The following is an 18,920-nucleotide window of genomic DNA, read 5'->3' as shown; positions in this document are numbered from 1 at the left end:
TCGATTCGCGCCGTCATGGCTGACCAGCCTGAATCGGAGGCGGTGTCGGCGCCGGGGGAACCCCTGGCCAGAGCGGCACACCGCCCGGTCCATAGAGCGGCGCACCGTAGGGCGGTGCTCCGGGGTATGGCTGCGGGCCCGGCGCCGGGCCGGGCAGACATTGGCGGATGCTGGGCGCCTCTGGCACCGCCCGTGTGGCGGGGAAGTAGTTGGCGTAGCAGGGACTGCCGATGCCGGGATTCGGCCGGATGTCCAACCCCGTCCCCCAACCGGTGTTCGTGATCAGCTGCCGTACAGGGAAGTTCTTGGTCGCATCAGGTAGCGAGCCACATCCCGGCTTGCCACCGGGCCCGCCCTTGGCGCCGACGATGGGCAGATGGTCGGGGTACCGGTAGGGATCGTTACCGGGCAACAGGGCGACGTCGACGACGAACGTCCGCCCGTCGCCTCCCCAGAGTCCCTTGCCGTTCTCGATCAGCCAGTCGGCCCCCTGCAGGGTGCAGGTGTAGGTGGGGCTGTACATCTCCAGCAGTCGCGTAGTCGGCTCCAGACTGTTGATCGCGGTGACCAGGTTGTCCTTGCTGGAGGTCAGCAGACTCGTGCCGTCTTGCGACAGACCAATCGTGTTGAGCAACAGACCATCCAGCTCATCCTGATGATTGGTGATGGTGGTACTGGTAGTTCCGAATGCGTCGAGAACCGAGACGATGTCGTCGGCCGCGGCGGCGTAGGTCTGGCTGAAGTCACCCAGCGCGCGGATGTCCTCGCGGAAAACATCACTGCGGGCGTTGAGCGCCGTCAGAACCTCGTTGAGGCCGGTCGTCGCTTGACCGATGCGTTCGCCACGCCCGCGCAACGCGTCCGCCACGGCGGTCAGCACCGAATTGAGCTTGACGGGGTCAATCATCTCCAAGAGGTCAACGACGTTCTCGAACACGGTGTTGACCTCGGGCGTCACGTTGGCGGACTGCAACTGCGCGCCGGCGGAAAGGCGTTGCGGACTGGGGTATTCCGGTAGAGTCAACTGGATGAACTTCGCACCGAACACCGTCGTCACGGCGATCCTGGCCTCGACATTGGCCGGGATGAAACGGATCTGGTCACGGTCGATGTCCAGGGCCATCTGAGCGCCGCCCTGGCTACCGCTGCTGATGGTACGCACCCGGCCCACCTCAACGCCACGCAGTTTGACCTTGGCACCGGTCTCCAGAACCAATCCCGATCGATCAGAGTTCAGCGTCACCCCGACGACCGAACGAAAAAGACCCAGGAAGGATGCCGCGGACGCGAAAACAAGTGCGACGACGGCACATATCAGAACGACCGGCCACCATCGCTTGGAGATGCGTCGCTTCTGGTGAGGAGCATTCATCGGTTCATCCCGCCAGATGGAAGTTGCCGGACTGACCGTAGACCGCCAGCGTCACGGCCATCAGCACGATTGCGCCGACCACCATCGAGGCGCGCACCGCGCGACCGACGGCCTCACCCACACCGGCCGGTCCACCGCCGGCGGTGTAGCCGTAGTAGGTGCAAATGAGCATGACGATGACGATCATGGCGATGGTCTGAGCGAAGGAGACCACCAGGTCCTGGGTGTTAAGGAAGGTGTTGAAGTAGTGGTCGTAGACGCCTCCGGCCTGTCCGTAGACGAGGGTGGTGCCGTAGCGGGCGGCGATGAACCCCATGATCAAAGCGGTGGCGTAGAGCGGGATCACCACGATGGTTCCCGCCAGGACTCTGGTGGCAGCGAGGTAGGTTACGCTTCGAATGCCGATCACTTCCAGTGCATCGACTTCCTCGTTGATCTTCATCGCCCCGATCTGGGCGGTCGCCCCGGCGCCGATGGTCGCGGTCAGCGTCACCTGAGCCGTGCCGGGAATGATGAGGCGCGGAATGAAGAACGCCGAGGCGAAGCCGGTGAAAGCTTCGACACCTACCGACTGAAATTGGGTGTAGCCCTGCGCCGCGACGATGGCGCCGGTGGTCATTGTCATGAAGCCGACGATGACGATCGTCCCCCCGATGGATGCCAACGCACCTGAGCCCAAACCCATTTGGGCAATCAGCCGCAAGACCTCGGGTCGATAGTTGATCGCCGCGTCGGGGATGCGCGCCAGTGTGAGGAAATAGAACTCGGTCTGTTCGGCAGCACGGTCCCAGCCCGCGACCATACGATCGCGCGTTCGGGCCAGTCGTGGATACCGTTTGGCGGGAGCTGAAGAAGTCATCGATTGAGTCCGTCCCCGGGTCATTGCAGCGTGAATTGGACACCGATAGCGGTGACGATGATGTTGATGGTGAACAGCACCATGAATGAGAACACCACGGTTTCGTTGACGGCGTTGCCGACGCCGGCGGGTCCACCACCGACCGAAATTCCCTTGTAGCAGGCGATCAAACCGGCTCCCAGCCCGAATAGGAAGGCCTTGATGATCGAGACAACGACGTCGCCGAGGCCGGTGACCACGGTCATCCCGGAAACGAAGACACCTGCCGAGACGTTGAGCGCGAAGACGCAGAAGAAGAACGAGGCGAGCATCCCGACGAGAACCACCAGCCCCATGAGGGCGACCGACACCGTGGTTGCGGCCAGTACCCGCGGGATGACCATCGCCTGGATGGGGTCGATTCCCATCACCCGTTGCGCATCGAGTTCTTCGCGGATGGTGCGCGCACCCAGGTCTGCGCACATCGCGGTGGCGCTGGCGCCGGCGGTCACCAGCACCGTGACGATGGGCCCGATCTGGTTGACGTTGAAGAATGCCGCACCGGCTCCGGAGAAGTCGGCGGCGCCGAACTCACCGAGCAGGATGTTGAAGATGAAGGTATTGATGACCGCGTACGGAATGATCATCAGCACGGCCGGCAACATCGACACACGGGCCACGAACCATGACTGCACCAGGTACTCCCGCCACGCCAGCGGCGAGGTGAAGATACCCACCACGACGTCGAGGGTCATTCCGAAGAAGCCGCCGACTGCGCGAAGAGGTTTCGCGAATGGTGTCGAACTGAGCGCTATCATTGACAACCCTCGCGGTCAACCACGCTGTCCTGCCTAGTCATACTCACTGCTATCTCCCCTTGTCCAGGACTGATATGACGGTCTGCGCACCAGCACCAGCCATGCTCAGACGCAGATCAGTGCCGATCCGGTGATCGCCCGCTTGCCGCCCACGACATCGGCCCACACGTCGCATCCCACCAACCGGCCCTCATCGGAATCGGTCACCGAAGTCACTGTGCCGCCGATTGTTACGTCATCGCGGGCAAACACATTGCCCCGGAAGGAACACGACAGTTTCTTGATCGCGGCGCGACTGCCTGTCAGTTCGGCGAGATAGCCGGCGATGTAGGCCATGGTCGCGCCGCCTTGGTTGACTGCACGGTCGCCGAGACCAAGGCGTGCGACCTCTTTGAGGTCGTAGTGGATGGGATTGGGATCCCGCAGAATCAGCGCCACGATGCGGATGTCTTCATCGCGGACGCCGGTGATCGTGTGGGGCGGAAGCTCGGTCCCCACGGTCGCTGACTGTAGGATCGTCATCTCATCGTCCCCTTTTGAACAGGTAGCGACTCGTCACGCTTCCCACCGCGAGCTGCGAAGCGTCACGGATGCGCACCATGACATCGATGTTGTCCAGCCGCGATCCGTCGCGGGTGGTGGTCGAACCGACCTCAGAGATCACCGCGTCTGCGCTGTAGCGATGCCCGACCAGCATCGGCTGGTCCTGTTCGACATCGCATTGCCCGAACAGCAGTAGATCCGAATCTCCCTGCTTCGCAAGAGCGCACAGCTCATCGACAGAGATGCCCATGCACCGCAGCGATGTCACGATGAACCAGAAGGGGTGAGCCACGCCGTCGGCGATATCGGTGGCGCGCAGGGCATCGTCGCCGATCGCCGCTTCGTGCGACTCGATGACGATTGAGCCGCCTGGTAGTGACTTTCCGACGAGCCGTTGCTGCAGTTCCTCGACGCTGACTGTCATCAGTAGGTCCTCGGCAGTTTCAGTGCGTGCTGGGCGTAGTGGTTGAGCACCATCTGAGTGGAGACCGGAGCGATCTGTTGCAGACGCACGATCGACCACAGGTCGGCCAGCCCATACTCTTCGGCCAGTCCGTTTCCGCCGTGTGTCTGGATGGCGGTGTCCAGGGCCTTCATCCCGGCGCGGGAAGCCAGGAACTTGGCCATGTTGGACTCCTCGCCAGCGGTCAGGCCGGCGTCGAACAACGCTGCCGCGCGCCAGACCATCGTGCGGGCCGCCTCGAGCTCGATGGCGGCCTCGGCGAGCGGATGTGCGACACCCTGGTGACTGCCGATCGGCGCACCGCCCCAGACCCGCCGGGTCCGGGCGTAGTCGGTTGCCTTGTCCAAGGCGTAGCGGCCGATTCCGGTGCAAATGACGGCGCTGAGCACGCGCTCGGGATTGAGTCCGTCGAACAAAGGCCGCAGCCCGCGCCCCACCTCGCCGACCACGCAGTCTCCCGGCAGCCGCATGCCGTCGAAAAACAGGGTGTACTGGCGTTCCGGCGCGCGCAGCGCGGTGGAGATGAGTTGTTTGTCGAAGCCGGGTAGGTTCACGTCGTCGACGATGAACAGGGTGAGCTCGCCACGCCCGGTCTTCTCGTCGACCCCGGTCTTGGCAACCAGTAGGAAATGATCTGCGTGGTCGATGCCCGAGATGTAGTACTTGGTCCCGTTGACGACCCAATCAGAGCCATCGCGCACCGCGGTGGTCGACACATTGTGCGAGTTGGACCCGGCGTCGGGTTCAGTGAGGGCGAAGACGAACTTCTCTGCACCACTGGCGATGCCGGGCAGGTACCGCTGCTTCTGTTCGTCATTGCCGTGCAGAGGCAGGATCGAACCCACGATTCCCTGGCTGAGCACCATCGCCAATTCCGGGCAGCCACCGGCAGAGAGCTCTTCGAGCACGATGGCCAGTTCGGTCAGTCCGGCGCCCTGTCCACCGAACTCCTCGGGAATGTTCAGACCGAGGAAGCCCAACTGTCCCAGGGTGTCCCACAGCTGCTGCATGGGCTCACCGGTGCGCGAGCACTCCTGGAAGTAGGAGTGCCCGAACCGCGAGACGACGCCGCGCACTGCGTCGCGCAGCGCGACCTCCTCATCGGTGGGTTGCAGCGAAAAGGTGGCAGAACGATCAGATACAGGTAACGAGGTCAACGCATGCTCCTTAATGTGAGTTATCAACGGAAACAGGGGAAGTGATCAACTGAGCGAGCTGGCGTCGATGCCACTGCGGGCCGCCGAAGGCCATGGCGCTGCCTCGGGCGCGCTCGGCAAGTGGAGACACTGCCCGGCCCAGCGAGCAGCGCGTCTCTTGAACGGCGGTCGCGGCCCGGACCGAGACCGTGGAGCAGACCATCCGCGCGGTCGCCACGGCGACGTCTGTATGGGGATCTTCTGCGGCCAGACATTGCACCGCGTAGTGAGCCGCCCCGGCGGCTTTGTCGACGCCGGCCCGAAGTTGCTCGACGGAGGTTACCTCGTGGTCGCGCGAAAGGATCTGCAAGCAGGTCTGGGCAAGGCTGGCCTGCTCGACGGCCAACATCGCCGATGCTGCCTGGGATGCGCGTGCCACTGCCGACAGCGCTCGATCATCCTCTGCCAGCACCGTGGCGTGTGCGCCACTGAGAGTCACGTCGGCGAGCGTGCGCGTCGCATCGAGCGACTCCGTTGACCTCAGTTCGGCCCATGCTGACTCGATCCCGAGGAGCTTGTTGCCGCTGAGAATCAACATCAGGTCTGCCTGCCGGGCCCCAGCAACGCCAGGAACGCTCGCCCATACCCTCCCGTCGTGGAAGCTACCCGTGGAGTTCAGCCGAAAAGGCTGCTCATAGGGGGTCAGAAACACTGCCGTGGTGGCGCCTTGAAGCAGTGCCGCGGTCAGTGCGCGCTGGGCGGATCGGTGCATCATGGTGGCCGCGGCGACCGAGCTCGTCAGGAAGGGAACGTCCACGGTGACCCGGCCGAGTTCCTGCGCAGCCACCGACAGGGTGTCCCACATCCGTTGTCGCTGTGCGGAATCGACGTCAGATGCCACTCCTGCGCGGGCAAGAAGCGACGCCATCACGCCCCAGGCCGAACAGTCCTCAGCCGCGTTGCTGGACGGACGTTCGTGAACAGCGGGGCCTTCAGTCCCGGCAAGCAGCTCGCGCAGCGCCGCGCGGAGCTCATGCTGGGACGGCGTGTCCAATAGCGCCTTGTCAATTAACGTTGGCGTCACTCGATCGGTTGCCGACGGAGCCACGGTGGAGTTCGAGTCCGCGTTTGCTGGGAACCCCTCATCGAGCGTCGGCATGTCCAGCAGGCTGCCATCGGCGTCGTTGTGAATTGTGTCGCAGTTTGAGTCAGTTGCGACTCAGGTCTCTGTCGCGGGATGGGACATCCGTCCGGCGGACCACGCTCTTAGTGTCTGGCCTACTCGACCTTAGGAGTGAAATGACTTTGTGTTCCGGACCGCGTCCGATGGACCCGGTCCACGTTGTCGGCCTGACCGCCACACCGTTCGTATCCGAACATGACGCGATGCTCGACGAGCTGGTGTTCGACGTCGTGTTCCGCGGACTGAAAGAAGCGGGATTGCGCAAGCAGGAGGTGGGCCTGTCCGTGCTGGCATCGCTGGATGTGGTGGACGGACGAAGCATTTCTGCCGGCCTGACCACCGCCGCGACCGGTGGTTACCTGGCGGATGCGTTCCGCGTCGAAGGGGATTCGGGCGTGGCGATATGCGCCGCTGCTGCAGCGATCGCCGCGGGCGATGCTGAGGTCGCCGTCGCGGTGGTGGTCCACAATCCCGAAACCCGTTCTCATGATGCGGCGCAACGCGACCGGTTCGCCGCGCAGGTGTCCAATCTGGCTTTCGAGCCGCATTTTGATCGCCCTGTCGGCCTGACCGCCGACATCGCACTGGCGCTGCAGGCCGGCCGGCAGGTGGATTCGGGCCGTGTATCGGTGACGCAGATGGCAGAACTGGCTGCAGCGGAGATCAATCGTGGAGCATCACGGGAGCGCTCCATACGCCGTTCACCGGTGGACCATCACGGTGTGCTGGATTCTGCCGCGGTCGCCTGGCCCCTGCACGAATTGATGCTGCCCGCGCAGTCGACCGGTGCGATCGCAGTCGTGCTCGCCTCCCCTGCTCGCGCCGGCCGCTGTTTGGGCCGTAGTGCACGAATTACCGGTTTCGGTCACGCCACCGGCTCGTACACCTGGTCCGGCGAATGGCTACAGGATCCGGCCGCCACCACCCGGCGCGCGGCCGAAAAAGCCTACGCCGGTGCCGGTTTGATCGCTGACTCGCTTGCCCCTGCCGTCCTGGAGTCCACCGCCTTGACACCTGCGCTGCATGAACCGATTGTGGCCGCGTTGGGCATCAACCCCTCTGCAGGCACCGACATCAATCCCAGTGGGGGTGTGCGCGCAAACTTCCCCGGACTGGCCAATGGGGCGCTGCGCCTGCTGGAGGTCATTGAGGGTTTGCAAGACACACCGGCCGGCACGGTGGGCATCGCGCATTCCGTGGACACCATCACCGGTCCGATCTCTGATGACGTCACGACGTTCGTGGTGGAGGCGGCCTGATGCCTTACCGTGCCGCGGTCGTCGGCGTCGGCCTGACCGACGCGACCTCCCCGCGTAAACAACAGAGTTCTGTTCTGGAACTGTGCCAGCAGGCGGCCTGGGCGGCCATCGAACACAGTGGTGTCCGGCCCGACAGCCTCGACGCTGTGGTCACCGGAAACATCGACGGATTCGAGGGCACCGTACTGGCGGGCAAGAGCCAGACGCGACTGCTCGGCGTCGGTGACCATCTGCCGCTGACCATCATCAACACCGGCGGTACCACGGGCGGCAACCTGATGCAGGTGGCCGCACGAATGGTGCGCGCCGGCACCCACCGCCGCGTCCTGGTGGTCGGTGGGCCCACGTTCTTCGGGGCGTCGGATCTGCAGGCCGCTATCAACACGAACTCGCCGATGATCATCGAGCAACCGTTGGGCATGGGCGCCTATCACATGGGCGCCTTCGCCGCGAGTGCCTATCAGGCACGATTCGGCATGTCTGTCGACGATCTGGCCACGGTGGTCGTCGCCGATCACAGGAAAGCACAACGTAATCCACACGCGCACCTGCGCTATTCGGTGTCGAAGGACGATGTTGTCAGCGGTCGCCCTCTGTCCTCTCCGCTGACACAACCGATGGTGTGTCCGGTATCGACCTCGGCGGTGGCCATGGTGGTCGCCGATCCCGACGATGGTGATGATTTTTCGGCCGTCCCCGCACTGATCAAAGCCATGGGTATGTCCAGTGACCCCTATTTGGGCGGAGGCAAGGGCGATTTCTCGCAGATGCAGAATCTGGCGATCTTGACCCGCAGGGTCTACGCGCTGGCCGATATCCGGGATCCGCTGCACGACTTCGATGTCGTCGAGATCTTTGCGCCGTACGCCCATATGCAGCCGCTAGCCCTGGAGGCACTTGGATTCGCCGGCCCAGGCCAGGGCATCGAATTGATTCGGTCCGGCGCCACCGATCTGGGCGGCAGCCTGCCGGTCAACATGTCGGGAGGACCGAAGTGCACCAACGCCGGTGTTGCCGGCGAGTTGGCCCCCTACGCCTATGCCGCCCTGCAGGTGATGGGTGACGCCCCGGAACCGATTCAGGTCGGCGGCGCTCGTCGGTCACTGGCCCATGGCACCGGTGGCACGTTCTTCCAGTTCGAGAACCTGGCCGTGTTCGAAACCTACCAAAGGAGCTCCACGTCATGACCGCACGCACACAGGCCGTCCACTGGGACCTGCACTACGACATTCACCTCGGCGCGACGTGGAGCCGGTTCATGGAAGGCCTACAGGAGCAGAAGATCTTGGGCAACAGCTGCCCGGATTGCGACCGGGTGTTCGTGCCGCCGCAGGCCTACTGCGAATCCTGCTTTGTGCCCACCGGCGAGTGGGTAGAGCTGCCCGCAGAGGGCACCGTCGAGGTGTTCACGGTCGCTTGGCACGGGTTTCGTGGCAGCCCCGAGCCCCCGTACGCAGTCGGCGCAATCCGCCTCGACGGCGCGAGCACCCTGCTGATGCACTGGGTGGTCGGCGTGGACTTCGACCCCAGCAAAGATGTCCGTGAAGCCCTGCCGTTCGGCACACGGGTGCGTGCGCAATGGTCCCCCGAGCGCACCGGCCAGATCTTGGACATCGCACACTTCGTGCCAGTCGACGACGAAGGCACAGTTCAAGCGTCTTGACAGGGTGTCAGTAGCATGGTCATACTAAGGATGTGCGTCACGTCACAGACTCGAACCTGAGTGATACCGGTCCCGTCAGCGAGCACGTTCAGCAGATGCTTCGCGAGCGTCAGCGAGCCCTTGGCGAGGACCGGCAAATTTCGGACACCGTCCTGAAATCGTGGCTGCGCAGCGTCCGCTATGGGTTGAGCCCCGCTCGGGTCGAACCGAGCGGGGAACCGACCCCCGAGCAAGACCTGCGCCTTCTGGATGCGGCCGTCACGGTCATGGGTAAACGTATGGACGGCCTGTCTGCCGCGGAGTCGTGTCTGTTTCTCACGAATGCGGCCGGTGTCATACTCCGGCACTGGGTCGGCGACGCGGATCTGATGGCCCGCTTGGCGCGCCTGGACGTCGAGCCGGGATTCCTGGTTTCGGAGACCACATTGGGAACCACCAGCGGCAGCACGCTGATCACCTCCGCACCCACCTTCGTGCGCGGACCCGAACACTTCGGCGCCCAGTTCGTCGAGTTCACCTCCGCCGGCATGGTGATCACCCACCCGGTGACCCAGCGCGTCGTGGGCAGTGTCAATCTCATCACCCGTTTCCGTGATACCTCCCCGTTGGCGGTGCCCTGGGTGTGCGACATCGCCACCGAAGTCGAACGGTGCCTACTGGATTCGGCCACCACCGCCGAACAGGGGCTGATGCGGGCATTCGTCAACGAACGGCGCGACGCCCGACATGCGGTGGTGGCCGTCAATGAGAAGACTGTGGTCGCCAACGCCGCCGCCACCCGTATGCTCGGCTCCGTCGATCAAGCAGTGCTGTGGGAATACGCCGCGCGGGTGCTCAGCGATCCGGACAGCGCCGGCCAACCCGCCGCATTGGGCGGCCCCCAGCCAGTGGTCGTCGATCACCACACGGTTGTCAGCGACGGCTCCGTGATCGGCGTGGTGCTCAAGCTCAAGCGGGCCGAGACCCGCCCCGGTTGTAGTGCTACCACGGTCGAACTGCCCGGGCTAGTCGGCCACAGCGAGCGTTGGACCGCCGTGGTCGACCAGATCGCCCGCGCGAAGGGCTCCCCCGGCCTTCTGCTGGTGGGTGAACGAGGTGTTGGCAAGTCCGCGTTGGCCCGCGCCTGCAGCCAGGGACAACCGACGATCGAGCTCGACGCTGCGGCCTCCACCGCGAACCCGCACTGGTTGAGCACGATCGCCGCACCGGCTTTGTGCCGACCCGAAAACGTTACGGTGCTGCTCCACCACCTCGACCAGCTGGCCCCGGTAATGGTGGCATCGATGTGCGACCTGTTGGCCCACCGTGCAACAAGTACCCGCGTCATCGCCACATCTGCGACGTGGCCGCATCGTGAACATGTCACAGACGCCGCGCTCGCCACCTTCCCGTCCGTGATCTCTGTGCCACCACTTTCGGAGCGCCCGACCGACATCCCAGCCCTGGTCGCGCACTTCACGGCCGAGGCGGGCGCCGACCGCGACCCCGTGCAGTGGATGCCTGATGCCCTGCGCGCCCTGGCGCGGGTGGACTGGCCCGATAACGTTGCGGGACTGAAAAGACTTGTCACACAGATTGTTTCCGAGAACGCGTACAGCTACGTCAGTGCCAATGAACTTCCCACCCACCTTGCGGCGATCACCTCACGCCGCCGATTGGTCGGCCTGGAGCGCGCCGAGGCAACAGCGATCGTCGATGCAATCCGCATTTCAGGCGGAAACAAGCACCAGGCCGCCGAAATGCTTGGCATCGCCCGCTCGACGCTGTACCGCAAGATGCGTTCACTGGGCATCGACATGGACAACGCCGTCCTCTGATTCGGCGGGGGCGGCACCTACACCTACTCCGCTGCGCTCTGTGCCACCGCAATCAAGCAGTTCGTCAACAACGCCAACACCTGGGCTTTGTCGAGTTCCCCGGACTCCAGCCACGCCTTGGTCGCGTCGGTCACCATGGACTGAAAGCTGCGAACCATCGCATGGTTGGCCGGATCGTCGATGTCGAGGGCGACTATGCGCAGCAGCTTCTCTTCCCAAGTCTGCATGCTGTCGCGAAGTGCGCCACTGACTTTCGGATCGGAACTCGAGGACGCGTGCACCATGGTGAGGTAGGTACCTCGATTCCGTTCCACGCCGTCGAGCCACCGCAACAGAACTGCGCGGACCCGGGCGCGCACATCGGCGTCGATCTCACCGGCGGTTCCGGCATCGGGGATCCGTGAGAAGCGTTCTACGATCTCGAGGAACAGATCCCGCTTGGACTTGAAGTAATACAACACGTTGGTACGGGTGGTACCCGCCGCCGCCGCGATCTCACCGGTGGATACCTGTTCATAAGCCCGTTGCGCGAACAGATGCCGGGCGGCGGCCACTATCTGGTCGCGCCGATCGTCGGCTTCCAGTCGCGTCCGCTTCGCCGGCGAGCCGGACTCGGACGGTGCCAATCCGGTCATCGAAAGCACCTGCCCGCGTTAAAGGTCGGTCGCCAAGCGCCACCCCGCTGCGACTGAGTGACCATCGTTCCCTCGTCGTCCGGCACCGTTTCATTGTGCGACACCTCACAACGTACCGCCGAACATAGCGTGGGGTCACGGTCAGCGAGGGCGCGCACTGCACCTCCCCAGAAGCCCTGAGAGGTCAACAAGATGTTCGTCACGACAGGTTGCACCATCAGCGCAGACCGGTTCTCATCCGCCGGTGACCACGTGCGCACGTATCCAACCGCGGTCATCCAGCCAACCCTTGGTGCCCGCAAAGCTGCGCATCCGCTCGAAGCCTTCGCGCCAAGACGGCGCCGATCCGGCCCGGTCCGCTGCGGCAGCGATCAGATCGGGGTCGATCCAGACGTGTTCGCCCCCTGCGTCCACCCGCACGCCGGGTCCGGTTCTGCTGGGCCACTGCTCGTCTGCGGTGACCGCGCAGAACTCCGTGAAAATGTCGAGGCCCTCCACCGAAAAGGGCGAATCATCGATATTTACTCGCACGAGTTAAGTGTATCGGGACACACCTCTGCGCCATTCACCGGCCGTAATGGAACGCCGCAATCAACCGGAAGGGATTCCCGGGCATGACCAACGCACACCGACACCACAAGACCGATCACGAGCTACCGATCGGCGAACACTTCAAGAACGCGTTCCGCCGCCACCCAGGAGGCGTTGCCGTCATCACTGCCGACTGCGGGTCGGGCCCGGTGGGCTTGACCGCCACCTCGGTCACCTCACTCAGCGCGGACCCGCCGCGGCTCATCTTCACGGTGACCGATGCCTCGTCGAGCGCGCCCACACTCATCGAATCCGACACGGCTGTCGTACATCTGCTCGACGCAGATGACCTGGCACTGGCGCAGCTCTGCGCTACCAGTGGGATCGACCGGTTCGCGGATACGACACTGTGGGACCGCTTGCCGTCGGGCGAGCCGTACTTCCCTTCCGCGGCGGACATCCTGCTGATCCGCAGCATCGAGAAAATCCGCACGGCGGGTTCCACGATTGTCGTCGCGGACGTGATCGAAGCACGTCGCCGACCCGATCACGTCCAGACAACAGACAAAAGTCGGCTGGTTTATCAGGACAGGACCTGGCATTCAGTCGGCGAACACTCATCCATAACCGCAAACATTCACAGCAAAGGACTCGCAAGCAAGTCATAGCGACAGATTCACACCATCAAGAGCATTCAAAAGCAAAGTGAGGAAGGCTGATATGTCCACCACCCCCAAGCACGTTGTCGAAGTCACCGCGGAAGAGCGCACTGAACTCGTGGCTCGCGCGCGCAAACTCGCCGTCGAATTCGAGAAGTTCGGCAAGCGGGCCGACGAGGACAACCTGTTCCCGTCGGAATTGGTCCCGCTGTACAAGGAGAGCGGCCTGCCCAAACTGGTCATCCCGAAGAAGTATGGCGGCCTCGGTGCCGACGTCTGGACCGCTGCATTGGTCGAGAAGGAACTGGCCTCCTACGGCGATCCGGCAATCACATTGTCGTTCAACATGCATCACGTGATGGTCGGCATTTTCCGCGAACTGCTCGACGAGCCGGCCCGCGAGCGACTGTTCAGCAAGATCGTCGAGGACGGCTCAATGCTGTCGGGCACCCTGAGTGAGGAGCGTGCCGGAATCAGCGGCCTGTCCGACACCGTCTGCGTGCCGGACGGCAACGGAGGCTGGCTGGCCAGCGGGGCCAAGAACTGGGCGACCTACATCGAGAACGCCGACATCGTGGCCTTCACCGCGGTGATCACCAACGAGGACGGCAGCCTGCCCGAGACATTCAGCGAGCATGCCGAGCGTGAAGCTGTTTTCGTGATTCCCGCCGACACCCCGGGTCTGTCGATTCGGCGGACCTGGAACACGATGTCGATGCGCGCCAGCGGAACCCAGACACTGATCCTGGACAAGGTGCCGGTGCCCGCCGAGGCCTACAGTGGTTCCTACCGCAACGGTCTGTTCAATGAAATCGAATGGGCCTGCTTCCCCTTCGCCGGCGTTTACCTCGGTGTGGGTGAGCGCGCCCTCCGGCTGGTCAGCGAATCGTTGAGCAAGAAGAGCCTGGGGCGCACGCAGGAAGGCGAAGAGAAGGCAGTCCGAGACGTGGGCTATGTACAGTACGAGCTCGGCAAGGCCTGGACCGAACTGCAGACCGCCGAATGGGCCGTCCGCGGTACGGCTGAGGCCCTGTTCGACGGTGCCGACGCCAACTGGAATCCCATCGAACGTCCGGCACGGGTGTCCATCGGCAAGGTCGCGGCGACCGAGGCCGCCATCAACGTCACCGACACCGCGTTGCGGCTGCTCGGTGGCGGTGGCATCCGTCGGGGAGCACCGCTGGAGAAGCTGTTCCGCGACGCACGGGCGGGCATCTACCACCCCGTCAACAGCAACCAGGCCTACGACCTGATCGGCAAGACCGCGCTGGGACTGTTCGGCTAGACATCCCAAAGACAGGAGGGGGCGAGGTTCGGTGACACCGAACCTCGCCCTCATCGGTGTCGACGAGTCAGCGCACGCCGGCGCAGGGACAAGGTCAAAGCAGTTGCCCCCCGGACATCTTCGGCCGGGGGGCAACAGGTATGGGTCGACGGCGCTGACGCCGACGACGTCTACATCGAGACACCTCCGTCGACGGGAAGCACCACACCAGTGATGTACGCAGCCTCATCGGAGGCCAGGAAGGCCACAGCTGCAGCCATTTCGGCGGGGTCGGCAAAGCGGCCTTGCGGGACTGTTGCGGTCATCTCGGCCAGTTTGTCGGCCGGCACCGCGGCCACCATGGCGGTCGCGGCGTTGGGCGAGATGGCATTGCTGGTGATCCCGAACCGGGCGGTCTCTTTGGCCACGGACTTGGTGAACCCAATGATTCCCCCCTTGGCCGCCGCATAGTTCGACTGGCCGATGTTCCCGTGCATACCGGTGTAGGAGGTCACATTGATGATTCGCCCAAAACCATTGGCACGCATATGTGGAACTGCGGCACGGGTGACGTTGAACGTACCACCCAGATGGACAGCCAGTACCGACGCCCACTGCTCGTCGGACAGCTTCCACACCACGGCGTCACGCGCGATGCCGGCATTGTTCACCACGACGTCGATGCTGTCCCAAGTCTCGACGACTGCGGACACCGCGCGCCCCACGTCCTCTGCATCGGCCACATCGGCTGCGATCGGCAGGATGTTCTCACCGTGTCCCGCCCATTCCGACTGCAGCAGGTTCTCGTCCCGATCGACGACAGCCACCCGGGCATTGGACTCCGCGAAGTGCTGGGCCAACGCCTTGCCGATGCCTTGCGCAGCGCCGGTGATCAGTACTGTGCGCTGAGCGAAATCGAAACTGATGGTCATGTGTCCCCTTTGGGTGTGATCTTCGACCGCCAACGGTCAGAAGATGGTGTAGCCGCCGTCTACGACGACTTCATTGCCTGTGTGAAATGTCAGTGCTGGATCGGCGAGAAACGCTGCCACATCGTGGAATTCAGACGCCTCAGCCCACCGCCGCGCCGGGGTTCGTCGCACGGTGACGTCGAAGAACTTCTCGTTGGCACGCAGGTGATCATTCATCGGTGTGGCCACCCAGCCAGGAATCAGGATGTTGCACCGAATCTGATGGCGGGCGAATTCTACGGCGATCGTGCGCCCCAGTGACGCACATGCGCTCTTGCTGGCCGCATAGGCAGCCTGAGTCGCCGCGCCGTACCGGGCCACCGTGGACGACACCACCACCATCGCGCCACCCTGACCGCGCTCGACCATATGCCTGCCCACCTCACGGGTGGTCAAGAACGTCCCGTCCACATTGGTGCGCATCACGTGATGCCAATCCGCAACCGATGTGTCCAGATATCCCTTCGCGTCCGCAATCCCGGCATTGGCGATCAGGATGTCTATCTTGCCGAAGGCCCGCACCGTCTGTGCGGTGGCATCGACGACCGACTGTTCGTCACCGATATCGCATGCCACCGCAACGGCCTGCACGTCATAAGATTTGAGCTCTTCGACGGCGGCACGACTACGCTCCGGGTTGCGCGCCCAAACGGCGACATCTGCACCCGCCCGCGCAAGCCCCACCGCCAGAGCCAAGCCGATACCACTGTTACCGCCGGTGACGACGGCGCTGCGTCCCCTCAGATCGGTCACGCCGACACTCCTGCCAGCGGCTGTGCCGACGCTGCGTCCAACGCAGCCAATTCGCCGATTCGGCGCCGGTGGGCTGCGGGCGAGCCGAAAAGCAGCTGAGCCGACTTGGCGCGCTTGAGGTAGAGATGTGCTGGGTGCTCCCACGTGAAGCCGATACCGCCGTGTAGTTGGATGCACTCCTCGGCCGCACGCACCGCGGTCGCCGAGCACACCACATGAGCCAGCGAACTGGCCATCGGCAGGTCCGGGCTACCCAACGCTGCGCAGGCCGCGGCATAGCGCGCGACCGCCCGGGCCTGCGTGATATCAACCCATAGGTCCGCGAGTCGATGTTTGACGCTCTGATAAGAACCGAGGACCCGGCCGAACTGGCGGCGATCCTTGAGGTAGTCGACGGTCATCTCGAGGCACTGCTCGGCGAGCCCGAGTTGCTCGGACGCCAGCAGCGCACTGGACACCGTCAGGGCAGACCTAACCGCCGCACCGACCTCATGGGCGCCCAGGCGGCGCCCCGCGGCACCGTCCAGCGCGATATCACTGAGTTGGCGGGTCATGTCGAGCGAGACCACTGGCGCGATCTGCGCGGCAGGACGATCGACGGCGTAGAGCGTGTTGCCTACAGGGACGAGCAGAGTGTCGGCGTTTCCGGCATCGCTCACCGAGCGCACCGTCCCGGTCAACCGCCCGTCGGAATCCGCGGTGACACCGGTGAACTCAGCATCGGTCCACGGCAGGCGGTCCGCGGGAACAACCACTGTGAGAACGGTCTCGCCGGATACCGTGACGGCCAGCTCGTCGTGCAGGTGCAGCGCAGTCAACAGCGCCGGCGTCGTCACCGCCGCGCCGAGGAACGGCACCGGCGCCACCGCCCGCCCAAGTTCTTCGAGCACCACAGCAACCTCACGCCACGAAGCGCCCGCACCGCCGTGCTCCTCAGCGACCACCAACCCCGCCAGTCCGACGTCGGCCGCCAATGTTGTCCACAGTTCGGTGTCGACGGTGGCTGTCGATTCGGTTCGCGCCAACACATCGGCCCACTCGGCTTTGCTCTTCAGTACGTCGCGGACCGTCTCGCGCAACTCTTCTTCCAGTTCGGAGTACAGCAGGTCCGGTACCGGCGGATTGGCCAGGGTCATCGGGGCAGATCCTTCCATGCGATGTCGACGTCGACCCGCTGCTCGGCGGGAAGTCCGAGCACCCGCTCGGCAATGATGTTGCGCATGATCTCCGAGGTGCCCCCTTCGATCGAGTTGCCTTTGGTCCGCAGGAATCGGTAGGCCGCAGGCCGGTTTTCCTCTACGTCCAGATCAGGTCGGCGCATGCTGTAGTCGTCGTAACGCAGCCCGTCAGCACCGGCCAGATCGACCTCGATGCTGGCTACCTGCTGAGCCAGGCGGGCATAGGAAAGCTTGGCTCCCGAGCCTTCGGGCCCCGGCAACCCCGCCTCCATCTGTTGGCGCAGCCGTGCTGTCGTCAGACGCGCCGCCTCCGCGTCGATCCACAGCCTGAGGACATCGTCATACAGTGCGGGATCACGTGATTCGGCGCTATCTCGCCAGGACCTGGCCAGAAAACCGATCGGACCACCTTCGCGTGGCGTATTGCCCGCGCCGATGGCGACCCGTTCGTTCATCAATGTCAACTGGGTGACCTTCCACCCCTCGCCTGGCTCCCCCAACCGCAGTGCATCGGGAATGTAGACCTCGTCGAGAAAAACCTCATTGAACTCGGCTTCCCCGGTCAACTGTCGCAACGGTCGGACGTCCACACCGTCACTGGCCATGTCGCAGACGAAATAGGTCAGACCTCGGTGCTTGGTCTGGCTGGGGTCTGTGCGGGCAACGAGCAGCGCCCAGGCGGCGTCGTGCGCCAGCGAGGTCCACACCTTCTGCCCCGAGACTCGCCAGCCGTCACCGTCGCGAACTGCGCGGGTCGCGACAGCGGCCAGATCCGATCCGGCACCGGGCTCGCTGAACAGCTGACACCAGATCTCCTCGCCGGTCCACAGCGGCTTGAGCCAACGCGACTGCAACTCGTCGCTCGCGAACCGCAGGATCGTGGGCGCTGCCATCCCGAGTCCGATCACGTTGCGGTGCGGTGCGTTATCGGGTGCGCCGGCGGCGTCGAAGACTGCATCGACGACCTGCTGCAGCTCAGGATCGACGCCTCGGCCGCCGAGACCCTCCGGATAGTGCACCCACGCGAGGCCGGCATCGAAACGCGCACGCAGAAAGTCTGTGCGTCCGGTTGTCTCGGGGTCGTGCTGAACTAGGAAATCCTCGGCGGCACGTGTAAGCGCCACCTCCGGCGACTCATCGCTCATGGGTCGGTCGTCCTCCTGGAGTGCGGGATCACACATGCGTGACCACACCGCCGATCGTGCCGCGCCCACGGGCGTGTGGTTGTCGCAGTCTGAGTCAGTGGCGAGGAGGCTGGTGTCGCGGGTTGGGACACTGCAGGGCGCCCGCTGGTCCCTACGCTCGACGCGCAACCACTTCACCGACCTGAGGACGTGAGTCGATGCCCGCTGACAATCAATCCAATGACATCGTCATCTGCGACGATCTGGACGCTCTTCGCAGCCTGGAGGGCCGCGATCTACCGGCCAGCGACTGGTGGCTGATCGACCAGAAGGTCATCGATCAGTTCGCCGACGCCACGCGGGATCACCAGTGGATTCACGTCGATGTCGAGCGCGCGGCCACGAGCGCCTTCGGCGGCACGATCGCACACGGGTATCTGTCGCTGTCGCTTGTAGGTCCGATGCTCGCAACCGTGTTGACCGTGCGCAACTGTTCGCAGATCCTCAACTACGGCCTGGACAAGGTGCGGTTTCCGGCGCCCCTGCCAGCCGGTACCGGTGTGCGCCTCCAGTCCCGTATCGCGCAGGTCACCGAAGTCTCAGGTGGCCTCAGCGTCACGGTGCACGCCACCCTGCAGGCCGAAGGTCAGGGCAAGCCGGTCTGCGTTGCGGAGGCTGTGTACCGCTACTTCAGCTGACCGACCCACCCCGTG

The 18,920-nt window shown here is 64.1% G+C and carries 20 protein-coding genes; 7 read left to right on the top strand and 13 right to left on the bottom strand.

Annotated features, from left to right (window positions below):
- Positions 1-13: 13 nt before the first annotated feature.
- The 7 genes from ACWDUN_RS20520 to ACWDUN_RS20490 all read right to left on the bottom strand — a co-directional run bounded on the left by ACWDUN_RS20520 (position 14) and on the right by ACWDUN_RS20490 (position 6,329).
- On the bottom strand, positions 14-1,372 hold the full coding sequence (locus ACWDUN_RS20520; protein ID WP_449931839.1) for an MCE family protein: 1,359 nt from the start codon (positions 1,370-1,372) through the stop codon (positions 14-16).
- 4 nt (positions 1,373-1,376) lie between these two features.
- Positions 1,377-2,231 carry an ABC transporter permease gene (locus ACWDUN_RS20515; RefSeq protein ID WP_449931860.1) on the bottom strand — a complete coding sequence of 285 codons (855 nt, stop codon included), beginning with the start codon at positions 2,229-2,231 and terminating at the stop codon, positions 1,377-1,379.
- A 20-nt stretch (positions 2,232-2,251) separates the two neighbouring features.
- Positions 2,252-2,965: an MlaE family ABC transporter permease gene (locus tag ACWDUN_RS20510; RefSeq protein ID WP_449931838.1), complete on the bottom strand. Its 714-nt coding sequence runs from the start codon at positions 2,963-2,965 to the stop codon at positions 2,252-2,254.
- A gap of 168 nt (positions 2,966-3,133) precedes the next feature.
- Positions 3,134-3,526: a MaoC/PaaZ C-terminal domain-containing protein gene (locus tag ACWDUN_RS20505; protein WP_449931837.1), complete on the bottom strand. Its 393-nt coding sequence runs from the start codon at positions 3,524-3,526 to the stop codon at positions 3,134-3,136.
- Positions 3,527-3,551: 25 nt separating this feature from the next.
- Positions 3,552-3,995: a hypothetical protein gene (locus ACWDUN_RS20500; RefSeq protein ID WP_449931836.1), complete on the bottom strand. Its 444-nt coding sequence runs from the start codon at positions 3,993-3,995 to the stop codon at positions 3,552-3,554.
- Positions 3,995-5,191, bottom strand: coding sequence for an acyl-CoA dehydrogenase family protein (locus ACWDUN_RS20495; RefSeq protein ID WP_449931835.1), 1,197 nt, complete (start codon positions 5,189-5,191; stop codon positions 3,995-3,997). Before ACWDUN_RS20495 ends, ACWDUN_RS20500 begins: the two co-directional genes overlap by 1 nt.
- Before the next feature lie 10 nt (positions 5,192-5,201).
- On the bottom strand, positions 5,202-6,329 hold the full coding sequence (locus ACWDUN_RS20490; protein WP_449931834.1) for a hypothetical protein: 1,128 nt from the start codon (positions 6,327-6,329) through the stop codon (positions 5,202-5,204).
- Between the two features lie 227 nt (positions 6,330-6,556).
- Here ACWDUN_RS20490 and ACWDUN_RS20485 point away from each other — a divergent pair, with 227 nt between their 5' ends.
- The 4 genes from ACWDUN_RS20485 to ACWDUN_RS20470 are packed head-to-tail and all read left to right on the top strand — an operon-like array spanning position 6,557 to position 11,092.
- On the top strand, positions 6,557-7,612 hold the full coding sequence (locus tag ACWDUN_RS20485) for a hypothetical protein (protein WP_449931833.1): 1,056 nt from the start codon (positions 6,557-6,559) through the stop codon (positions 7,610-7,612).
- Positions 7,612-8,799: a thiolase family protein gene (locus ACWDUN_RS20480; protein WP_213447910.1), complete on the top strand. Its 1,188-nt coding sequence runs from the start codon at positions 7,612-7,614 to the stop codon at positions 8,797-8,799. Before ACWDUN_RS20485 ends, ACWDUN_RS20480 begins: the two co-directional genes overlap by 1 nt.
- On the top strand, positions 8,796-9,275 hold the full coding sequence (locus tag ACWDUN_RS20475; protein ID WP_449931832.1) for a Zn-ribbon domain-containing OB-fold protein: 480 nt from the start codon (positions 8,796-8,798) through the stop codon (positions 9,273-9,275). The genes ACWDUN_RS20480 and ACWDUN_RS20475 overlap by 4 nt, the downstream gene beginning before the upstream one ends.
- A gap of 32 nt (positions 9,276-9,307) precedes the next feature.
- Positions 9,308-11,092 (top strand): helix-turn-helix domain-containing protein, encoded by a 1,785-nt coding sequence (locus tag ACWDUN_RS20470; protein WP_213447912.1) that lies wholly within the window; start codon positions 9,308-9,310, stop codon positions 11,090-11,092.
- A gap of 23 nt (positions 11,093-11,115) precedes the next feature.
- On the opposite strand, the gene ACWDUN_RS20465 is transcribed toward ACWDUN_RS20470, so the two are convergent.
- Together ACWDUN_RS20465 and ACWDUN_RS20460 are read right to left on the bottom strand one after the other, a co-directional pair.
- Positions 11,116-11,727, bottom strand: coding sequence for a TetR/AcrR family transcriptional regulator (locus ACWDUN_RS20465; protein ID WP_213447913.1), 612 nt, complete (start codon positions 11,725-11,727; stop codon positions 11,116-11,118).
- Positions 11,728-11,961: 234 nt separating this feature from the next.
- Positions 11,962-12,258: a hypothetical protein gene (locus tag ACWDUN_RS20460; RefSeq protein ID WP_213447914.1), complete on the bottom strand. Its 297-nt coding sequence runs from the start codon at positions 12,256-12,258 to the stop codon at positions 11,962-11,964.
- Between the two features lie 83 nt (positions 12,259-12,341).
- On the opposite strand from ACWDUN_RS20460, the gene ACWDUN_RS20455 reads away from it, so the two are divergent.
- Together ACWDUN_RS20455 and ACWDUN_RS20450 are read left to right on the top strand one after the other, a co-directional pair.
- Positions 12,342-12,926: a flavin reductase family protein gene (locus ACWDUN_RS20455; protein WP_213447915.1), complete on the top strand. Its 585-nt coding sequence runs from the start codon at positions 12,342-12,344 to the stop codon at positions 12,924-12,926.
- A gap of 52 nt (positions 12,927-12,978) precedes the next feature.
- On the top strand, positions 12,979-14,202 hold the full coding sequence (locus ACWDUN_RS20450) for an acyl-CoA dehydrogenase family protein (RefSeq protein ID WP_213447916.1): 1,224 nt from the start codon (positions 12,979-12,981) through the stop codon (positions 14,200-14,202).
- Between the two features lie 170 nt (positions 14,203-14,372).
- Here the strand turns inward: ACWDUN_RS20450 and ACWDUN_RS20445 are convergent, their stop codons facing one another.
- From ACWDUN_RS20445 to ACWDUN_RS20430, 4 genes are read right to left on the bottom strand one after another with little or no spacing between them, the layout of a single operon-like run.
- Complete coding sequence (locus tag ACWDUN_RS20445; protein ID WP_213447917.1) at positions 14,373-15,113, bottom strand: SDR family oxidoreductase; 741 nt, start codon at positions 15,111-15,113, stop codon at positions 14,373-14,375.
- A gap of 36 nt (positions 15,114-15,149) precedes the next feature.
- Positions 15,150-15,905: an SDR family NAD(P)-dependent oxidoreductase gene (locus ACWDUN_RS20440; protein ID WP_213447918.1), complete on the bottom strand. Its 756-nt coding sequence runs from the start codon at positions 15,903-15,905 to the stop codon at positions 15,150-15,152.
- Positions 15,902-17,041: an acyl-CoA dehydrogenase family protein gene (locus ACWDUN_RS20435; RefSeq protein WP_213447919.1), complete on the bottom strand. Its 1,140-nt coding sequence runs from the start codon at positions 17,039-17,041 to the stop codon at positions 15,902-15,904. Before ACWDUN_RS20435 ends, ACWDUN_RS20440 begins: the two co-directional genes overlap by 4 nt.
- Positions 17,038-18,228, bottom strand: coding sequence for an acyl-CoA dehydrogenase family protein (locus ACWDUN_RS20430; protein ID WP_213447920.1), 1,191 nt, complete (start codon positions 18,226-18,228; stop codon positions 17,038-17,040). The genes ACWDUN_RS20435 and ACWDUN_RS20430 overlap by 4 nt, the downstream gene beginning before the upstream one ends.
- A gap of 197 nt (positions 18,229-18,425) precedes the next feature.
- On the opposite strand from ACWDUN_RS20430, the gene ACWDUN_RS20425 reads away from it, so the two are divergent.
- Entirely contained in the window at positions 18,426-18,905 is a 480-nt protein-coding gene (locus ACWDUN_RS20425; protein ID WP_213447921.1) for a MaoC family dehydratase, read from the top strand.
- The last annotated feature ends 15 nt before the right edge of the window (positions 18,906-18,920 follow it).

It is taken from the genome of Mycobacterium sp. NPDC003323 (assembly GCF_053589535.1).
Note: the sequence above shows the minus strand (reverse complement) of the source record. Positions and strands in the feature narration are given on the sequence as shown.

Bases quoted from the DNA above. Each gene is read 5' to 3' on its own strand.
- ACWDUN_RS20520 (WP_449931839.1), bottom strand. From the start codon at position 1,372: ATGAATGCTCCTCACCAGAAGCGACGCATCTCCAAGCGATGGTGGCCG.
- ACWDUN_RS20515 (WP_449931860.1), bottom strand. From the start codon at position 2,231: ATGACTTCTTCAGCTCCCGCCAAACGGTATCCACGACTGGCCCGAACG.
- ACWDUN_RS20510 (WP_449931838.1), bottom strand. From the start codon at position 2,965: ATGACCCTCGACGTCGTGGTGGGTATCTTCACCTCGCCGCTGGCGTGG.
- ACWDUN_RS20500 (WP_449931836.1), bottom strand. From the start codon at position 3,995: ATGACAGTCAGCGTCGAGGAACTGCAGCAACGGCTCGTCGGAAAGTCA.
- ACWDUN_RS20490 (WP_449931834.1), bottom strand. From the start codon at position 6,329: ATGCCGACGCTCGATGAGGGGTTCCCAGCAAACGCGGACTCGAACTCC.
- ACWDUN_RS20485 (WP_449931833.1), top strand. From the start codon at position 6,557: ATGCTCGACGAGCTGGTGTTCGACGTCGTGTTCCGCGGACTGAAAGAA.
- ACWDUN_RS20480 (WP_213447910.1), top strand. From the start codon at position 7,612: ATGCCTTACCGTGCCGCGGTCGTCGGCGTCGGCCTGACCGACGCGACC.
- ACWDUN_RS20475 (WP_449931832.1), top strand. From the start codon at position 8,796: ATGACCGCACGCACACAGGCCGTCCACTGGGACCTGCACTACGACATT.
- ACWDUN_RS20465 (WP_213447913.1), bottom strand. From the start codon at position 11,727: ATGACCGGATTGGCACCGTCCGAGTCCGGCTCGCCGGCGAAGCGGACG.
- ACWDUN_RS20455 (WP_213447915.1), top strand. From the start codon at position 12,342: ATGACCAACGCACACCGACACCACAAGACCGATCACGAGCTACCGATC.
- ACWDUN_RS20450 (WP_213447916.1), top strand. From the start codon at position 12,979: ATGTCCACCACCCCCAAGCACGTTGTCGAAGTCACCGCGGAAGAGCGC.
- ACWDUN_RS20445 (WP_213447917.1), bottom strand. From the start codon at position 15,113: ATGACCATCAGTTTCGATTTCGCTCAGCGCACAGTACTGATCACCGGC.
- ACWDUN_RS20435 (WP_213447919.1), bottom strand. From the start codon at position 17,041: ATGACCCTGGCCAATCCGCCGGTACCGGACCTGCTGTACTCCGAACTG.
- ACWDUN_RS20430 (WP_213447920.1), bottom strand. From the start codon at position 18,228: ATGAGCGATGAGTCGCCGGAGGTGGCGCTTACACGTGCCGCCGAGGAT.
- ACWDUN_RS20425 (WP_213447921.1), top strand. From the start codon at position 18,426: ATGCCCGCTGACAATCAATCCAATGACATCGTCATCTGCGACGATCTG.